Source organism: Moraxella bovis (assembly GCF_002014975.1).
Lineage (GTDB): Bacteria > Pseudomonadota > Gammaproteobacteria > Pseudomonadales > Moraxellaceae > Moraxella > Moraxella bovis.
On the sequence record NZ_MUXV01000048.1, the window covers coordinates 21419 to 36917 of the forward strand.

Annotated in this window: 20 protein-coding genes; 2 read left to right on the forward strand and 18 right to left on the reverse strand. The window is 46.4% G+C overall.

Annotation, left to right across the window (positions count from 1 at the left end):
- Window positions 1–34: 34 nt before the first annotated feature.
- The 6 genes from B0182_RS10770 to B0182_RS10795 form a co-directional block, all read right to left on the reverse strand.
- Window positions 35–5119, reverse strand: coding sequence for a phage tail tape measure protein (locus B0182_RS10770; protein WP_078274939.1), 5085 nt, complete (start codon window positions 5117–5119; stop codon window positions 35–37).
- 75 nt (window positions 5120–5194) lie between these two features.
- Complete coding sequence (locus tag B0182_RS10775) at window positions 5195–5602, reverse strand: type II toxin-antitoxin system HicB family antitoxin (RefSeq protein WP_078274988.1); 408 nt, start codon at window positions 5600–5602, stop codon at window positions 5195–5197.
- Between the two features lie 62 nt (window positions 5603–5664).
- Window positions 5665–5853, reverse strand: coding sequence for a type II toxin-antitoxin system HicA family toxin (locus B0182_RS10780; protein ID WP_078274940.1), 189 nt, complete (start codon window positions 5851–5853; stop codon window positions 5665–5667).
- A 142-nt stretch (window positions 5854–5995) separates the two neighbouring features.
- Window positions 5996–6211 (reverse strand): hypothetical protein, encoded by a 216-nt coding sequence (locus B0182_RS10785; RefSeq protein ID WP_078274941.1) that lies wholly within the window; start codon window positions 6209–6211, stop codon window positions 5996–5998.
- Window position 6212: 1 nt separating this feature from the next.
- The gene (locus tag B0182_RS10790; RefSeq protein WP_078274942.1) at window positions 6213–6812 is read right to left on the reverse strand and encodes an antA/AntB antirepressor family protein; all 600 of its coding nucleotides are present in this window, start codon (window positions 6810–6812) and stop codon (window positions 6213–6215) included.
- Between the two features lie 106 nt (window positions 6813–6918).
- Window positions 6919–7125 carry a helix-turn-helix domain-containing protein gene (locus B0182_RS10795; RefSeq protein ID WP_078274943.1) on the reverse strand — a complete coding sequence of 69 codons (207 nt, stop codon included), beginning with the start codon at window positions 7123–7125 and terminating at the stop codon, window positions 6919–6921.
- 122 nt (window positions 7126–7247) lie between these two features.
- On the opposite strand from B0182_RS10795, the gene B0182_RS10800 reads away from it, so the two are divergent.
- On the forward strand, window positions 7248–7592 hold the full coding sequence (locus B0182_RS10800) for a helix-turn-helix domain-containing protein (RefSeq protein WP_078274944.1): 345 nt from the start codon (window positions 7248–7250) through the stop codon (window positions 7590–7592).
- 43 nt (window positions 7593–7635) lie between these two features.
- Here B0182_RS10800 and B0182_RS10805 read toward each other — a convergent pair whose 3' ends face one another.
- The 7 genes from B0182_RS10805 to B0182_RS10830 form a co-directional block, all read right to left on the reverse strand.
- A complete protein-coding gene (locus tag B0182_RS10805) occupies window positions 7636–8388 on the reverse strand; it encodes a phage tail tube protein (RefSeq protein WP_078274945.1) in 753 nt (250 codons plus the stop codon).
- 66 nt (window positions 8389–8454) lie between these two features.
- Window positions 8455–8781 carry a Gp49 family protein gene (locus B0182_RS10810; protein ID WP_078274946.1) on the reverse strand — a complete coding sequence of 109 codons (327 nt, stop codon included), beginning with the start codon at window positions 8779–8781 and terminating at the stop codon, window positions 8455–8457.
- Window positions 8782–8783: 2 nt separating this feature from the next.
- The gene (locus B0182_RS15370) at window positions 8784–8903 is read right to left on the reverse strand and encodes an Acb2/Tad1 domain-containing protein (RefSeq protein ID WP_425319930.1); all 120 of its coding nucleotides are present in this window, start codon (window positions 8901–8903) and stop codon (window positions 8784–8786) included.
- Between the two features lie 154 nt (window positions 8904–9057).
- Complete coding sequence (locus B0182_RS10815) at window positions 9058–10050, reverse strand: major capsid protein (RefSeq protein ID WP_078274947.1); 993 nt, start codon at window positions 10048–10050, stop codon at window positions 9058–9060.
- A 44-nt stretch (window positions 10051–10094) separates the two neighbouring features.
- Complete coding sequence (locus tag B0182_RS10820) at window positions 10095–10469, reverse strand: hypothetical protein (protein ID WP_078274948.1); 375 nt, start codon at window positions 10467–10469, stop codon at window positions 10095–10097.
- A 9-nt stretch (window positions 10470–10478) separates the two neighbouring features.
- Complete coding sequence (locus B0182_RS10825; RefSeq protein WP_078274949.1) at window positions 10479–11429, reverse strand: hypothetical protein; 951 nt, start codon at window positions 11427–11429, stop codon at window positions 10479–10481.
- Between the two features lie 118 nt (window positions 11430–11547).
- Window positions 11548–11895: a hypothetical protein gene (locus B0182_RS10830; protein ID WP_078274950.1), complete on the reverse strand. Its 348-nt coding sequence runs from the start codon at window positions 11893–11895 to the stop codon at window positions 11548–11550.
- 22 nt (window positions 11896–11917) lie between these two features.
- Here B0182_RS10830 and B0182_RS10835 point away from each other — a divergent pair, with 22 nt between their 5' ends.
- On the forward strand, window positions 11918–12106 hold the full coding sequence (locus tag B0182_RS10835; protein ID WP_078274951.1) for a hypothetical protein: 189 nt from the start codon (window positions 11918–11920) through the stop codon (window positions 12104–12106).
- Here the strand turns inward: B0182_RS10835 and B0182_RS10840 are convergent.
- Genes B0182_RS10840 through B0182_RS10860 form a run of 5 tightly spaced genes read right to left on the reverse strand, consistent with a single transcriptional unit; the run spans window position 12087 to window position 15480 of the window.
- Window positions 12087–12278 (reverse strand): hypothetical protein, encoded by a 192-nt coding sequence (locus tag B0182_RS10840; protein WP_078274952.1) that lies wholly within the window; start codon window positions 12276–12278, stop codon window positions 12087–12089. The two genes, B0182_RS10835 and B0182_RS10840, sit on opposite strands and share 20 nt — an antisense overlap.
- 2 nt (window positions 12279–12280) lie before the next feature.
- A complete protein-coding gene (locus B0182_RS10845; RefSeq protein WP_078274953.1) occupies window positions 12281–12610 on the reverse strand; it encodes a hypothetical protein in 330 nt (109 codons plus the stop codon).
- 5 nt (window positions 12611–12615) lie between these two features.
- On the reverse strand, window positions 12616–13956 hold the full coding sequence (locus tag B0182_RS10850; RefSeq protein ID WP_158079697.1) for a phage minor head protein: 1341 nt from the start codon (window positions 13954–13956) through the stop codon (window positions 12616–12618).
- A gap of 1 nt (window position 13957) precedes the next feature.
- Window positions 13958–14854 carry a phage portal protein family protein gene (locus B0182_RS10855; RefSeq protein WP_158079698.1) on the reverse strand — a complete coding sequence of 299 codons (897 nt, stop codon included), beginning with the start codon at window positions 14852–14854 and terminating at the stop codon, window positions 13958–13960.
- A complete protein-coding gene (locus B0182_RS10860; RefSeq protein ID WP_078274956.1) occupies window positions 14761–15480 on the reverse strand; it encodes a DUF2786 domain-containing protein in 720 nt (239 codons plus the stop codon). The genes B0182_RS10855 and B0182_RS10860 overlap by 94 nt, the downstream gene beginning before the upstream one ends.
- Window positions 15481–15499: the final 19 nt, after the last annotated feature.

The following is a 15499-nucleotide window of genomic DNA, read 5'->3' on the forward strand; positions in this document are numbered from 1 at the left end:
GATTAATTAACATTAAAATACACTTAAAACCGCTTTAAATCTCGGTCGTATCGCCAAACAACACCTGCGTATAGCCGTCTGACCCCTTAGGGTTGTCCGCTGACGGCTGGACGGCACAGATGACCCACACAGGTAGCAGTGTCCCCCACGTGTTAAACCGTACCACTTCTTGCACGCTCCATGGGGTATCAGCCCCAAAGGCTTGTTTGGGTATGGTAAAGTAGGGCTTTTTGGTGGACGGATTGATTGGGGCTAAGTCTTGTAAGGTGTCGGTTTTTAGCACAAAGCCGAGTGTTTGCCCGTACAGCTCAAACTGTGAGCTACTGGTAAACTTAATCAGCCATTTCTCATCGATTGCCCCGTCATCGGTCAAGACAATGGGATAGTCTTTGACATTTAAGCGGTTTAATGGCTCGTCGCCAATGCGGGCGTCTTGCCACACATTCGTCCAGTTTCTTTGGGTAAATGGCACGGAAGCTCGCACTTGCAAATTACCGCCGATGAGTACGCTTGCCACATAAGTGTCCTCCAACGGATAATCCCGTTTGGTCGGAAAGATGAGGGTCAGCGTACCGTCAATGTCTACGCTGTGTATGCGGTTTCGCTCCTCCCACGTGCAAGTGGCAAATAAGGGCAGAGCATAATCGGACAAATCGAGCGGACTTGTCCATGTGATACTGCCCGCCTCCAAATCATAATCCCACAGCTCGGCATTGACCGCCTTGCCTGTACTGTCGGTAATACACAGGCGGTCTAAGTAGGTGCGGTCAAGTTGTATCGTTTGACCTGCCTTGTGAGCCGAGCCGAGTGCTTGTTTTAGGCTGTTGGTGATAAGGATGGTATCGCCACGGCGGAAGATAGGTACACGTCCGTCTTGGGGCAGCCTGACGGTGTCAATGCGTATGGTGGTGCTATCGACAGGCAGATAAGAGTAAGCCACGGTACTGTATGTAATGGACGAGCTAAACACATGAGCAGGCTTAAAGATTTGTCCGTCCACGACCGCATCAGCGTTATACCAGCTCTCACTCTCGTGGCCGTCAGCGTTTACCCATTTGCCAAATTTGACACTTGCCAAACCATACTCCACGTCCACCAATCCTAAGATGTACTCACTGTCAAACTCGCCTTTGGCATTGGCGGTGGCAGAGATTTTTTTGCCATCTAGGGTGGTTGCCGAGATGGTCAGCGATGAGGGACGAATGGGGGCGGACGGCGTGATAAAACTGATGGAGTCGGTACGACCTGCACTGACGCTCGTGGTCAAAGATTGCACCGACACTGCCCCAATGGGGTCAGAGAGTATCAGCTCGCCTGTACTATAATCAATGCTTCCTATTTTGTCCGCCTGCCCTGTGGCGGTGTTTAAGTTAGTGTATATAGAGCCGTCTTTATCAAAGTAGGATTTACCATTCATCACAAACCGCACTGAGCTTGGGATAATTAGCTCACCTGTATTGATGACAAACTTAATAGATGTGCTAACCGCCACAGGCTCAGACTTTGCGGTAGCAGGGTGTGTGTCATAATAGCTGGCTGTGATGACGGCATTAGAGGCAAGCGTTGCCCCTGCTGGCACATAGTCAAAGCCTGCAAAGCTCGTACGGTAGATGTCTTGATACGTCTTTGTGGCATAGGTAATATTATTCCAGGTTAGCTCTGTCTCTGTTTGCGAGTACACTTTTTCGCCAATTTTATCTTTGCCGTACTTAGCTTTGGGGATGGACACCGTGGTGTCAGGGTTAAATATCGCCTTACCCCCTGTGATTTTACCCACGGTTTTGCCGTGGCTGTCTATCAGATTGCCCTTACCATCATCGGTCAGCGTGATAAAGACCGTCCCAGCCCCATAAGTGCCGTGCGAGCCGTCACCTGATTGGGTGATATTACGCCCTTTACGCCCACTGGTGCTAATCACCGCCCCTAGGGCAATCTCATCATAACCCTCCACGGTGACAGGATAGGTCAGTTGCAACGTCCCTGCGACAAAATCGCCAATATCAATACTGACATTGCCCTGCAAGTCTCGGGCAGGGGTTGGGTGATTTTGGCTGATTTTATCGCCCGTGTTATAGCCGACTGTTACACCTGTGATGGCACTATCCAAAGTCAGTACGCTGTCACTATAACGCCCCGTGACATCGCCACTGATGACCCCTTGGGCATTGACCGTGGCACTACCACCGCTCCATGATAACGTGATGGACGATGGGTCGGGTGTGGTGGGCAGTCTGATGACACTTTTAACGCTTGGCACAAGGTCGGCTCGCTTGATAAAGGTGGCAGATGACCCCCAATAGATGACGATTGCCGAGCCGATGTCGGGCAGTTCGCTACACGTAATGGAGAGTGTGCCTGTTTGGGGGTTTAGGTTAATCGAGCCGTGCGTTTGTGAGCCTTGGGTGAGCCTGTACCACTTGCCCTGTGAGCGGTATTGTACGCTCACCGTGCTAGGATGGGGCAGATTGACGATGTAGTTATAAGACTGGGTGTTTTCACTGACGATGATTTTAGCGGTGTCTGAGACGACATCGGCACTGCTGGCGGGACGAAAACTCACCGCACGCACATACATGCTGTTGATGGCGGACATGGACACGCCCAGAGCGTCTAGGGCTTTTGCCTGTTCATCGGCAGACTTTTTGGCATTTTGTTGGGCGGTGGCGGTGTCTTTGACGGATTGGGCGAGTTCTTTGTTGCCGTTTACTGCTTCAAGTAGTCGCCCGTTTAACTCGGTTTGGGCTTTGGCATTGTCGCCAACCTGAGCCTTAACAGCGTTATAAGCCATTGCCATTTTATTGACATCATCGCCTGCCAAACTCATGACCGTACTAAACCCTTGCAAGGCGGATTTGGTTTTGCCGTCAATGCCCGTGGCAAATTCGTCCATGTCAAGACCTAGGGCACCAAATGCCCCACTGGCTTTTTCAAGGTCGCTTTTAATCGCCTCGCCCAAGCCTTGATTTTGGGCTTCATCGGTCAAGTTTTTGATGGTCGTCTTGGTCGCTTCGATTTGAGTTTGTAAGTCTTTATAATCCTGCGTGTTCTTTTGCCCTGCCATGCCCATATTGGCAAGCTGTATTTCAAGCTGTTCTAGCTCTGCTTTGGCAATGGCAAGACTGTTGATGAGTTCGGTGTTGGCTTGGGACTGGGCAAGAGCAGTGTCTGTGGCATTGTCTTGGCTTTGGGCAAGGTTGTCGGTAGCAGTTTTTGCATTCGCTGTCTCATCTGCCAAACGTTTGGCACTCTCAGCAGACGTTTCAAAATTCTGGCGAACATCATCAAAGGTGCGGTCGGTAAAGATGGCATCTGCATAAGCAAGCAATCGCCCCATCTCATCACCAATGGCTCGGACGGCACTGCTATTCTCATAAGCCCAATCGCCAATGCTTTTGCCTATCGTCCAAGCAGTTAATGCCCCCATAATGCCATTTAAGCTGGTCATTTGTTTGGCAAGGCTTGCTGTCTGCACACCTGCATTGCCAAGCTCAGTGTTCATCTTGTCAGCACTAACAGCGGTCGCATCGATGGCACCTTTGGCACCCAAAAAGCCTGTTGTTATCTGCAAAGCAGACTTACCGCCCAAACTACCCGTCAGAGCAATCACGCTATTTAACGCCTTGACAGCCACCACCGCCCCACCCATGAGCGTAACAAGCTGAGTGATGGTCGGGTATTCGTGGGCAATATCAGCAAGTGTACCTGCCATGTCGCCCACCGCTTCGGCTGTGGTGCTGATGATGGGCAGTAGGTGCTGACCGATGTTAATCGCCAGTGCCATGAGTTCGGCTTTGGCTTGAGTCACCTTTTTGGCGGCGGTATCCATCTGGGCTTGAAATTCTTTTTGCATCGCCCCTGCCGTGGCGGTTTTGTCCGTGGCAAGCCCCAAGGCTTGATTATAAGTGCCAAGCGAGCCGACCAGTAGGTTAATGTCATCGGCATACTCCGCCCCAAAGAGCTTGACAGACACCATAGAGCGTTGACGTTCATCAAGCTGTCCTAGCTTTTCTAAAAAGCCTGATAGGGCTTGTTGGGGGTTTTTGGCGATGTTGTCTGCCATCTCATCGGCACTGGTGCCTATCATCTGCAAGCCATCGGCAAACCCCGCCCCTTGGTTTTGAGCGGTTTGTAGTTTGGTTAGCAAGGCATTGATGGCGGTGCTTGCCACTTCTGGCGGTTTGCCTAGGGCAATCATGGCGGCGGTCAGTCCTGCCACTTTTTCTTTGGCAAGTCCAAACTGGCGGGCGGTGCCACCCACTCTGAGCATGGCATCGACTATCTCTCGCTCTTTGGCTGCCATGTTATTACCCAGCGTGTTGATGACATCGCCAAGCTCACCCACCTGTTCGATGGGCATGTTAAAGACGTTGGCAAGTTTGGCGGCGGCATTACCTGCCTCATCAGCACTCATGCTAAATGCCACTGACATCTGACCTGCCATGGTCGTAAACTCGCCCAATTTGTCAATCGGCACGCCAAGCTGACCACCCATTGTTGCTATCTGTGCCACTTCGGTGGCAGTCATGCCAAGCTCTACCGACAAATCTTTGATTTCTTTAGAGAGTCTAGACATCTGCTCGGGCGTGCCGTCCACGACTTTCTTAACCCCTGCCATGGCGGTCTCAAATTCCATGGCGGCTTTGGCGACCACTGCCATGCTACCTGCACTGCCTGCGATTTTACCAAGCTCGCCTGCCATCTCACTTGCCGTGAGTGTGGTTTTGCCCAGCTGTTCTTCTAGCTCCTTGACTTTTTTGGTGTGTAATTCATTGGCACGAGCAAGCTCACTGCCTGTTAGCTTGCCTGAGAGTTTAAGGCGTTCGTAGGCTTTGTGGACTTCTTCTAGTTGTTTTTTGGCTTTATTATCTTCATCAATGCCTAGGGCGATTTTGGCATCGCTGATGCTTTTTAAGCGTTTAAACTCATCGCCCAATGCTTTGACTTTTTTGGTCTGCTCATCGGCGGATAAGCCTTTCCATGACTTTTGTAGCTCATCGGTGGCTTTGTCCAAACTGTCTGTTGCCGTGCCTGTCGCCTTTATCTCATCAGATAGGCGTTTTAACTCGTTAATGCCTTTCACGCCTGCATGTATGGTTAAGGCAGTGTCCAAACTTTTCATAAAAAATCCCCTTAATTTAATTAAGGGGATTTTAAAGGGGGTTTACGGTTGGGGTAAGATGACGGGGTTCAGAGCCTACCCCAAATCTGCCATCGCCAATTGTGCCAAATAATTAGAACGGCTTTTGTATAGCGATTTATGAGACAAGACTTTTTCGTCAATTTTGGTGATGAGTAGGCTTGGCAAGGTAACGTTGATTTTCTCCGCCTTACCCATAAAGGCAGACATATCCACGTCCACCACTGCCCACAACATACCGTCAAATTCGCTATTGTCTTGATGATAAAAAATGGGCTTGGCGGTAGGTAGTGTATCGCCATCTTCTGCCATGCCTGCCAAATGCAAACTGATGGCTTCATAAGCATTCTTAATGGCTTCATCAGGTGTATCGCCTGCACTAAAACACCCTGCAATGTCTGGCACAATCACGCCATAACATTCGTTTTCATTGGCAGGTTTTTCAATGGCAATGGGAAATAACATCATTTCGCTCCTGTTTGCAAGATTGTTTTGGGTTAAAATGCCGTTTTAAGTGGGGGGTTGGATTAATCCAACCCTGCTTGTTTGATGATGCTTTTTAGCGTTCCTTTGGGTAGGTTTTCACGACCGTTTGGGATTGTTACTTTACCTTCTTTGGTTGGGTGTTTGTAGTGCTTGTGAGAGCCTTTTTGTTTTACAAAATACCAACCGTCTTCGGTAATTCGCTTTATCATCTCATCGCTACTTGGGGGCATTTTAAACTCCGCTTGTTGAATGTAGGGTTATTATAACCCCAATTATGCAATAAGTCAAGAGTTATTGGGGTTATTTTTTAAAAATTATCAAAAAAAACACCGCCCAAATTTGCTTTGAGCGGTGTTTTTTTGTTGGGGTAAATTAGCGTGGCATATCCGTCAAACGCTGTTGGGCGGTTCTGATTTTGTTTGCTATCATATCCAGCGTAGTAGCAAGACTGGACACATCAATCTGCACGGTTTTGGTGCTGACAGGATATGAAAACGCCAAATCCCCCAACACTTGTAGCAATGCCAAAGACTGATATAGGCTTTCGTCCACATCGTCAATTACTCTGACTGTTTTTACATTGTCCATCTTATTCCCCCAATCCCAAAGTTAATTGCCCTTTATTGTCCGCCACTTCGTAGCGTTCGCCAATCAAGCCCAGTTTTCGCATTTTGGCAAGTTTTTTGCTGACGGTACTTGGAGCAAGTCCTACCGCCATTCCCATTTGCCAGTTTTCTAGTCCGCCATCGTGCATTACCGCCAATGCCTTGTAGTCATTATTGGCTTTTAACAGTTCGTCTTTTAGGGCTTGGTTTTGGGCGATTAGGCTTTTAACTGTGCTTTGGTCTGCAAACAGAGCCTTTTCACAAGCAATAAAATACTGGCGAGCGGTTTTGCCTTTGTCGGAGCGTTCTACCATTGAAAGTTCCTTTGCCATATCTAGGGTGATATGATATTCGGTGGTTGGGCGACCGCCGTTGGGGGTTTTCAATAAATTTATTGAAAAGTCCTTACCGTTTACAAACCCATATTTTTCAATGCGTTTGGCAATCCAATTTGAAAAGTCTTGTTTGCTTTCCAAAAAGGCGTGCAGTTCACGAGCATTGACAAGGGGCTGGGTTTCACCGTTAATTTTCCCTTGAAAAGTTTGGACAAGGGGGCGGATTTGTGGTACAATTTGTGTAGTCATAAGGATTTTTCCTTTTGGTTAATGAGTTGCGAGACCGACTAAAGTACAGGCAACTCGTGGTTAAGACGCTTATTTAAATGGCTTTTAAAAGTTGTTTAAATAGGCGTTATTCTATTTCTGGCACTGGCAAATTTAGGGCTTTGCCGATTTTGCGACCTTCGCCATAGAGCATTTTGTTTTTACCGCCCAGTACTTGGCGGACACTCTCGGGGCTAAATCCGTTGGCTTTTGACCAACCTGCGATACTAAACCCCTGTTCTTTTAGCCAAGCTTTGGCTTCTTGGGGGGTATGATAAGGGGTATTTTCTGACATAAAAGTCTCCTAAAAGTTTGTTTAAAATTCATAAATGTGATATAATAACTTCATTATCGTGAAGTTGTGAATATTATAATTCACAATTTTGAATTTGTAAACACCTTTTTGTGAATTTTTTTATGAAAGATGAAAAAAAAGTAGACTTTGGCAATCGCCTAAGGCAGATCCGAAACTCCCACAACCTAACAAGACCAGAATTTGCTAAGTCTTTGGAAGTTGGTTCAACTTCCTTGCACCACTACGAAAACGGTGAGCGATTACCTGATGTTGGTTTTCTAATAAAACTCAAAGACTTGTACAATGTGGATATTGGTTGGTTGATTTTTGGACAAAAAGAAACCGATCTACCTAACTGGCAAGCGAACTATACGGCTGATGATTTAAGGCTGATAGACTACCTAAAAAATCTCAATCCAAAGGCAAAACAGGCACTCCTTGCTTTTTTGGATAATCTTGCAAAATAAACAAAACCCCATTTTTATGGGGTTTTGTTTTGGCAGGCGTGGATTAGCCCACAAACTCTGTAAACCGCATGGCAGGTTTACCCTCGTCTTTGACGATTGTGCCTGTTAGTCCAGACTCCCACCAGCCGTCTTCAAACCAGTTGATGTCGCCATCAGCCGACAAAACAACGTGAGCCACTTCCAGCACGCCATCGTTGCCACTGATACGGTCTTTGCCGTCTAGGTAGAGTTCAAGCGGGATTGATTGCAAGGTATTGGCATCAATGGCAAAGCCTTTACGCCCCTTTGTTTTGCCTTCGTAGTGTAGGTTATCGCCGTCATTAATGCCTGTACTGTCAAGCAAACGCACCATACCCAAACGGGGGTTTAGCTCGTATTTGGCTTTTTCAATGTCTTGTTTGCTTTTGTTTTTCAGCTTAAAGTTTTCAGGGTCAATGTCGTTGTGATTTAGCTTAATCCAGCCCGTTTTAGACGCTTTGACAGCAGTTTCATTGATAACTTCTGGCACACCGCCAATGTCCACCGCTTCGCCCATCAGCACACGGGCTAAGGCGTGGCGGTCAAAGGTGTTAAATTTAAGCGAAATTTCAATCGGTTGTGGCACGGTTTCCACTTCAATGGCTTGTCCAAAGTCGTCCCGACCTGTGCTTTTAAGTTCGTCTTTTTCGGTTTCGCTTTTGGTTGTAAATTCGGTAACATTACCCATTTTTTCAAATACATCAGATGAGCCGTATTTACGAGCGTACAAATCACCAGAATATTTACGCCCCCGCAGGGATTGTGTTTGTTGTGTCATTGATTTATCCTTATAAATTAAAGAGTTGGGATATGTTGGCGACATTTGTTTCGCCAACATTGTCATTTAACCAGCATTTAATGCTTGATGTAGTAAAAAGCCATACACCTGCCAGAGCTTTTCAAAGGCGTTGTCGTAGGCAATGGCTTGACCTGTTTTTTCATCAAAATTGGTGGCGGACGCACACAATGCCTCACCCGTAACCACAAAGCCTGTTTTGGTGGTAATAGTACAGTGCATTAGACGGTCGCCAATGCGTGTGTAACGGGTTTTGCTCTCATCAATTTGGCTTTCCAAAAAGTCCTGTGATAGCTTTTTATCATCAAGCTCTTTTTGGCTAAGTAGTCCTGAGCTGATACAGGCGACAGCAAGGGCGGATAGGAATTTGGTCATGGTTACTCCTGTGTTTGTGGGGCAAAGCTATCAGCCAGCCATAGCATTGCTTCTTCTAGTTTGGTTTTTGCAAGGGCAAGTTTTCTTTTGTCTACCAGCTCATCTTGGCTTAAAGCATTCATTACTTTATCAAGCGGAGCTTTTGCCTTTTTAATTTCTTGTGCTTTTCAAAGAAAGTCAGTAGCCTTGCTTCAATCGTTATTTCTTCATTTTCTTTCATAAGCCTTACCTTAATTTGGGAATATGCCGGCAAAACCGATTTCGCCGACATCACGATTAGGTTAATTTAATGGTCTGCACCAAATCAGGACGTAGCACCAGTGGCAAGGGATTGGATTGGGCGTGTAGCTCCCAGCCTTTATCCATGCCCAGCTTTTCACGCATGGCATAGTAGGCAAGGGCTTTGGTGTTTACCGTGGCGTTCATGTCCGCAGGAGCGTAGTATTCAAAGAATGCCCCTCGTGTCCCCAATGGCAGGATAATACCCTCATCATCGGCAAGTTTTAGCCCACTTTCAAACTCATCGGCATACACCACAAACTTAATGCCGTTATGGACAAATTCCACGTCGGTATTGCCCTCACGATACAGCAGACCGTCTTGGTGGCGGGCGTAGTATTTCTCCACACTTTGATGAGCGATGAGCGTATTCATAAACTCAGGCGACACCAAGCACAGATGACCTGTTACCGACTCGCCACGGCGTAGCTTGGCAATGTCTTGCTTGTAGCTGTTGATGAGCTTGGTAACTTGGGTGGCGGGGTTAGACAGCTCCCAGTTAATCGTTTTGCGGGTCATGCCAAACTCTTTGTAACTGTCGGTGATGACTGTTTTACCGTCTGAGTCTAGGATTTTGCCCTTTAATGCCCCCAAGCGTGCGTGTTCAATGGTGTAATCAATGTCCGCTTTCATGGCAAGCATTTTGTCATTAACCAGCTCAGCAACGGCAAGCGTCTGATTTTGTGAACCAAAAGAGCGGATATTTTGCACGTCATCGGCTCGCACCACGTCATCTTTGACTAGGTGCATCATGTTAAAGGTTTTTGGGGCGTGGCGAGCAGATTTGACAGGCTCGCCCGCACTGCCACGGGGCGTATTGGCAACGAGCGTTAGGATATTTTCTTTGCGTTCTACCGACACATAGGTGGTGGTCTTAAAGTCTTTTTTGAAAATCCCCAAATCGCCCAAGATGGACGGCGTGGCTGGCAATTCATTGATGGCTTCACTCAGCGACTCTACGCCAAAGATTTGATTGTCTGATAAAGGCATAATTTTTCCTTTTAAAATGGGTTTAATGTAGGTTTGTGGTGTATTTAAACACCTACGCCACTGCTGGCGGTGTCAGCGATAGGCTTGCCAATGTACTTAATGCCGTATTCATCACCTTCTTTGATGAACTTTTCTACCGATGCCGCAGCGGCTTTGATGTCGGCTTCTTTAATGACGGCTAGGTTAATCACGCAGTTATGCGGTTGTACCAGTACAAGCCCACTGGCATTTGTGTTTGACAGTGCCACCAGATACTTTTTTCGGATTGGGTGCTGAACTAATTGACCAATTTTGATGTTGTCCGCTGTGATGTTCTCACGGCTATGGCGGTCGGCTTCGGATTTTAGAATGTCGCCTATGGTGATGAGCGTGGTAGGCTCAGGGGTAGCGACGGCTGGGACTGCTTGGGTATCAGACATGATAAACTCCTATTTGCGTGCTTTGGCGTTAGCAACCAAGGGATTGGTTGGGGCAGGATTGGTAGATTGCCCTGTGCCGTGTTGTTCGGATAGTAGGTACTCAGGCAAGCCCTGCTTGGGAGCAGACAGCGAGCCAATCATGGTTTTGGCTTTGTCTGTATCAAGCGACAACAGCACCTGCACGGTTGCGTTATCAATGCCTTGCCAGTCGCCTGTGTTGTCTTTGGTAAAGCCTTTTTGTGATAGCTGAGCTTCAATCTCGGCAGTTTTGGCTTGTTCGTCTGCTTTGGCTTTTTGTGCTTTTAGCTCATCTCTTTCTTTGGTCAGCTCTTGAACTTGCTCGGTCAGCTCTTGCACTTGGTTGGTAAGCTCAGTCATGCGTGCCAAAACCGCTTCATCAACAGTTCCGCTTTTTTGGGGTGGGTTTGGATTGCTCATTGCATTTTCCTTTTGGTTGTGGGTTTGGGATAAAATCATCGCCATGGTCTGATTGTCCACGCCTGTGGGCGTAAAAGACACTTCCGAAACTCGACATTTTCTTAAAATGGTAATCTCGCCCGTCAGCGTCTGCCCATTGACCACCGCCGTCTGTCCATGCGACAGCTTCTCTTCGTAGTCGGCGATGATGTGGGCGGACATCTGGAATGGAAAGCCGTCATCAGACTCACGGGCTAAGGCTTGTCCATGCTCGTTATCTAGTAACTCACCTTTGATGATGAGCTGATTGTCAGCCACAGACAGCACGCCAAAGCCCACTCGCTTGTCTCGGTCGTGGAGCAATAAAGCAGGCACTTTGTCAGCAAAAGTGATGTCAGATAAATCAGCAATGGCACGCACGCCATGATAGACAAAGGGCTTGCCACTGTTGGCAATGCCATTAAAGGTGCGTTTGACTGCCTTGTCCGTTTGGTTGGCAGGGGCAATCGTGGCAGGGGTGGTCTCGGTGAGTAGGTAGTGCATGCTTGCCTTATATGTCAATTTTTGGGCGATTATGACAGATGACAGTAGGGGCGATAAGATGACGGGGTTCAGGGATGTTGTTTAAAGCACCCTAAAAGAGCGTTTAAACTTGTTTAAATCAAGGGTTACAGCCGATTTTGACAGAGTAAAAAGGGCTTGATTTCGCCAAAAATGGCGGTTTGGCGGTAGGTATAGACAGCCCAAAAAGACAGGCACGCCCCATAAGCGATTTTAAGGGGATTTTTGGCGTGATAAAATTGACGTGGTGCAATGGGTGCAAAAATTTTATTCTAACAAATTTAAAGGGGTTACAGCAAAATTTAAACGCTATCTTTGGGGCAGGTTTTGGCGGTGGGGTCAAAAAATCATAAAAAAACCCCAATTTGGGGGCAGGTTCAAAGTAGGGCTTTGGATTCACCCCTGTGCTATAATAAAAAACGCCCCATGTGTCAGATAGGGCGGTCATTGCAAAGAACAACGGAGAACTTATGTCAAATCATCCAGACACCAACGAAACCAACGAGAACATCGCCTTGGAGCTTACCAAGCTCATTATCAATAACCCACAATCACAAAACAATCTAAGACTCACCAAAGAGCTAAAAGATAATCCAAAAGATTGTATTGTTACGATATATCTTGATGTTTTGGGGGTGCTTAACGCTCATAAAGTCTAAAATCATCTTGGTTATCTAGCATTTTAAACAAACTTTCATTACTGGGTACATAGCCTGTCGTTAGGCAGTCGGCAATGATTTTGGCTTGTTTGAATGCTAGATGCAGACTACCAATATCGCCATTATAAATGCTCAAAAAAATCTGCTTTATTAACTCTTTTTCTATATTCATCATTACACCTTTTTAAAACGTGGGTCGGCTTGCATTTTTTGCAAAATCTCTGGCATGAAAGGTTTTAGGTCTTGATTGTCAGATTTTTGGATAAGTCCATAAGCCTGCATAAAAATATCGCTAGGCAGGTCATTTAACGATTGACTTTCTGCAATATTCCACCACAACTGATAATCTACCCCCCACTCATTGTCGCCTTGTTTTGCCATACTGTTTGAGATAGGGTCAAGCAACAAGTCAAATAAAAACTTACCAGAGCGGTCATCTAAATCTATCGCAAGGTTTTCTGTCTTATCCGAGTGGTTATATTCGTTAATGTATAACATTGTCATGATGATTACTCCACAACAAACACAATCTGTTTTTGTTTTTCTTTGGGTAATGATAGCACATAAGCGATGATTTTTGTAGCAATTCTTGCATCTGCTTTGCGTAAATCCATTGGTACAATATCCGCCTTCAATAAATGTTCATCTATCGTGTCTTTAACCCTATCCCAAGCATCAGCATGGCGTTTTTTCTTGCTTTCAAAAATTTGGTAAGCCATTTCTTTTGCTTGCGTGTTGTCAAAGGCAAATAAAAAATCAATCGTTACCCAGTCTTTGGGTTCGCTGTCTTTGGCAATTACGGCATAGTCTGCGGATTTTGGCGTGCCTGTTTTTTCATTTGATAACATGACTTTGTGAATATTAGGGTTAAATCGCACCAGCTCTACATCAAACTTTTGTTGCCATTCATCTGCCACCATGCCTTCAAAAGGTCGTGTACTGCCATTTAGCTCTTGTTCAAGTCTTAATTTTTCAGACTCACGATAGACAATGCCACCAAAATCTGCTGTTTGTACAAACCCTGTCTGTGTTGCATAGCTTACCATAAATGATTTTAGGGTAGTTTGTGCATCAAGCCCAAACGCCAAACCATGCTTCTCCTCCGCCAACTTCAACAGAGCTGTCAGCCTATCATGATTATGATTAAAGCTAAAATGCACGCCCTTTGGCACGGTCATCATCTCGCCTGTTAGGGGGTGTTTGACCTCTTCCATTTCAATGTCATAGACGATGCCTTTTTCGGCTTGTTCATTTAGGATTTTTTCGGCACGGGTTTTGGTAAGCTGTTTGACCCAGCATTTGCACCCAAAGTCATTGGGGGGCATGATACTTGCCCAAATGGGGTCGTCCACAGGGCGTACCATGTCATAAAATTGCCTATGGTTGTCTCGCTTATTTACCGATACACTTGGCATATATTGCAAATAAGGCAACAACTCCTTGGTACGCTGTATGCGTTCCCATTGTCCGCCTGCATAGGCGGTGGCTTTGTTAGTATGGTAGATTGTCCGCAAGCGATGACCTAGGTGTTTTTGATAATCTCTAAACGTCTCTTTGTCATCGTCCACGTTGTCATTTTTAAAAGTCGGGGCAAGCCAGCCCTTTGCCATAAGGTACGGTCTAAGCTGTTTTTTAAAATCGGCAAAACTGGTGCCGTTCTCTATCGCCTGCTTCATCGCCTTGTGGACTTCGGTTAGCATGTCCTTATCAGCGATACGAGCCACGGTAAAGGCTAAGGCGTGTTCATACGCTTTTAATTCTGCATGGTGCTGAGCAGTCAGTAGGGCTTTACCACCAAAGCTGGCAATGGCTTCTTTGTTTGGCAGTCGCTCATGGTTAATCTCTGGCATGCTATACCCCCATTTGCCCATCGGCATGGGCCTTGCCTGTCAAGCCGTCCACATAAGCTGTTAAGTTTTGTCTGGCAAGCTCATCTACAAAGTCATCATCAGTCAAATCAAGGTTTGCCAGTCTTTTTTGAAACGTTGCAAAGTCGTCCACGTCTCTAACCAATGCCAGCACCTTTTCGGCTTTATCATTGGCAATCTTAATCTGCTTATCACTCAACGACTCATCATCGTCATGGTTATGGCTTGTATCATCATGTGTATCTGATAACAGCATGGATAACGGCATATTCTGTGGCTCGGTGGCAGGGCTAGGCTCTACAATCTTAAAGTGATGTTCTTCAAAGCCCACCACGTCTTTGTAATAATCAGACGTTAAAACTATCGTCCCTGTGTCCAGATACAGCTTATCTCGCTCGGCTCGCATCTTATCCACCGCTTTCTCGTTTTTCCAGTCAAACCACACCTGCCCACCCGACACAAGGGGCGTGCCGTAGTGGGCATTGACCGCCATCATGGCGTTTAGGGCGTGATTTATCGCCTCTTTGGCAAGTTCTAAGTACGAGCCGATACGGTCAATGCGGGTTTTGTCGTCTGTCTCTTGGGATGCACGGCTACCGCTAGATAACTCTGACGTTTTAACACGTCCTAATAGAAGCTTTTGGATACGGCTGTTTGCCATACGCTCTGCCATTTCAAAAGCCGAACCGTCCGCACTTAGCTGATGGATGTTAATGTCATCATCTACCCCAATGCCAGTTGCCCCGCCATTGATAAACTCAAACAGTCTAGCGGTAAAGCTCTCAATCATGCTAAATCCGCCTTGCTTACCCACGACATACGGCTGAGCATAGCGTTTGATAAACTGCCCCAAAAACGCCCAATTTTTACCCCGTAGCAATACGGATGGATACGCCTAACGCCATGCATATAATCAGTTGCTCTTGCACTTTTTGACTGACTGCCTTTATTGATAGGGATTTGCTTACCATTGGTTTTTTTATCGACAAAGGCTTTAATCATCTCTTTATGTGGATTATCCACAACCAAATGGGCGGTTAAGTCTTTGACTTGTGAGACAAAGCCAATACAAAATGCGTCTGCACGGGCAGTTTTGTTTTTGGTCAGTCGAACTCGGGATAGTTCTTGCTTGATATATGTTTGGCGGGCGGATTTTAGTTGTCTAAATAGCACGTCATAGGCATAATTGGCAATCTCGGCATTTGCACCCACACCCACAAAATATATCGCTCGCTTTTGGTTGTCATGGTAGCCTATCATCGTCTGACAACCGAAAATATCAGCTATCACATGGGCTAGGGCAACTTGATATAGGGCAGGTTTTTGAGCAAGTTTTTGTGAGTTTTTGGTTGCTATGATGTCGGATAGGGCGATATCCGCTTCGCTCACACCATGCTTTTTCATTAAGGCATGTGCTTGGCGTAGGGCGGTGACAGCTTCGTGTTCATTGCTTGACTTGGACAAAGCAAGGCAATGTTTGATTTTTTCTAGGATTTTCGGGTTCATTTTTTACTCCAAATTTCTC

Bases quoted from the DNA above. Each gene is read 5' to 3' on its own strand.
- B0182_RS10785 (WP_078274941.1), bottom strand. From the start codon at position 6,211: ATGGACAATGTAAAAACAGTCAGAGTAATTGACGATGTGGACGAAAGC.
- B0182_RS10775 (WP_078274988.1), bottom strand. From the start codon at position 5,602: ATGTTATTTCCCATTGCCATTGAAAAACCTGCCAATGAAAACGAATGT.
- B0182_RS10790 (WP_078274942.1), bottom strand. From the start codon at position 6,812: ATGACTACACAAATTGTACCACAAATCCGCCCCCTTGTCCAAACTTTT.
- B0182_RS10845 (WP_078274953.1), bottom strand. From the start codon at position 12,610: ATGACAATGTTATACATTAACGAATATAACCACTCGGATAAGACAGAA.
- B0182_RS10770 (WP_078274939.1), bottom strand. From the start codon at position 5,119: ATGAAAAGTTTGGACACTGCCTTAACCATACATGCAGGCGTGAAAGGC.
- B0182_RS10780 (WP_078274940.1), bottom strand. From the start codon at position 5,853: ATGCCCCCAAGTAGCGATGAGATGATAAAGCGAATTACCGAAGACGGT.
- B0182_RS10810 (WP_078274946.1), bottom strand. From the start codon at position 8,781: ATGACCAAATTCCTATCCGCCCTTGCTGTCGCCTGTATCAGCTCAGGA.
- B0182_RS10840 (WP_078274952.1), bottom strand. From the start codon at position 12,278: ATGAATATAGAAAAAGAGTTAATAAAGCAGATTTTTTTGAGCATTTAT.
- B0182_RS10795 (WP_078274943.1), bottom strand. From the start codon at position 7,125: ATGTCAGAAAATACCCCTTATCATACCCCCCAAGAAGCCAAAGCTTGG.
- B0182_RS10830 (WP_078274950.1), bottom strand. From the start codon at position 11,895: ATGACCGCCCTATCTGACACATGGGGCGTTTTTTATTATAGCACAGGG.
- B0182_RS10815 (WP_078274947.1), bottom strand. From the start codon at position 10,050: ATGCCTTTATCAGACAATCAAATCTTTGGCGTAGAGTCGCTGAGTGAA.
- B0182_RS10835 (WP_078274951.1), top strand. From the start codon at position 11,918: ATGTCAAATCATCCAGACACCAACGAAACCAACGAGAACATCGCCTTG.
- B0182_RS10850 (WP_158079697.1), bottom strand. From the start codon at position 13,956: ATGCCAGAGATTAACCATGAGCGACTGCCAAACAAAGAAGCCATTGCC.
- B0182_RS10800 (WP_078274944.1), top strand. From the start codon at position 7,248: ATGAAAGATGAAAAAAAAGTAGACTTTGGCAATCGCCTAAGGCAGATC.
- B0182_RS10805 (WP_078274945.1), bottom strand. From the start codon at position 8,388: ATGACACAACAAACACAATCCCTGCGGGGGCGTAAATATTCTGGTGAT.
- B0182_RS10825 (WP_078274949.1), bottom strand. From the start codon at position 11,429: ATGCACTACCTACTCACCGAGACCACCCCTGCCACGATTGCCCCTGCC.
- B0182_RS10860 (WP_078274956.1), bottom strand. From the start codon at position 15,480: ATGAACCCGAAAATCCTAGAAAAAATCAAACATTGCCTTGCTTTGTCC.
- B0182_RS15370 (WP_425319930.1), bottom strand. From the start codon at position 8,903: ATGAATGCTTTAAGCCAAGATGAGCTGGTAGACAAAAGAAAACTTGCC.
- B0182_RS10820 (WP_078274948.1), bottom strand. From the start codon at position 10,469: ATGTCTGATACCCAAGCAGTCCCAGCCGTCGCTACCCCTGAGCCTACC.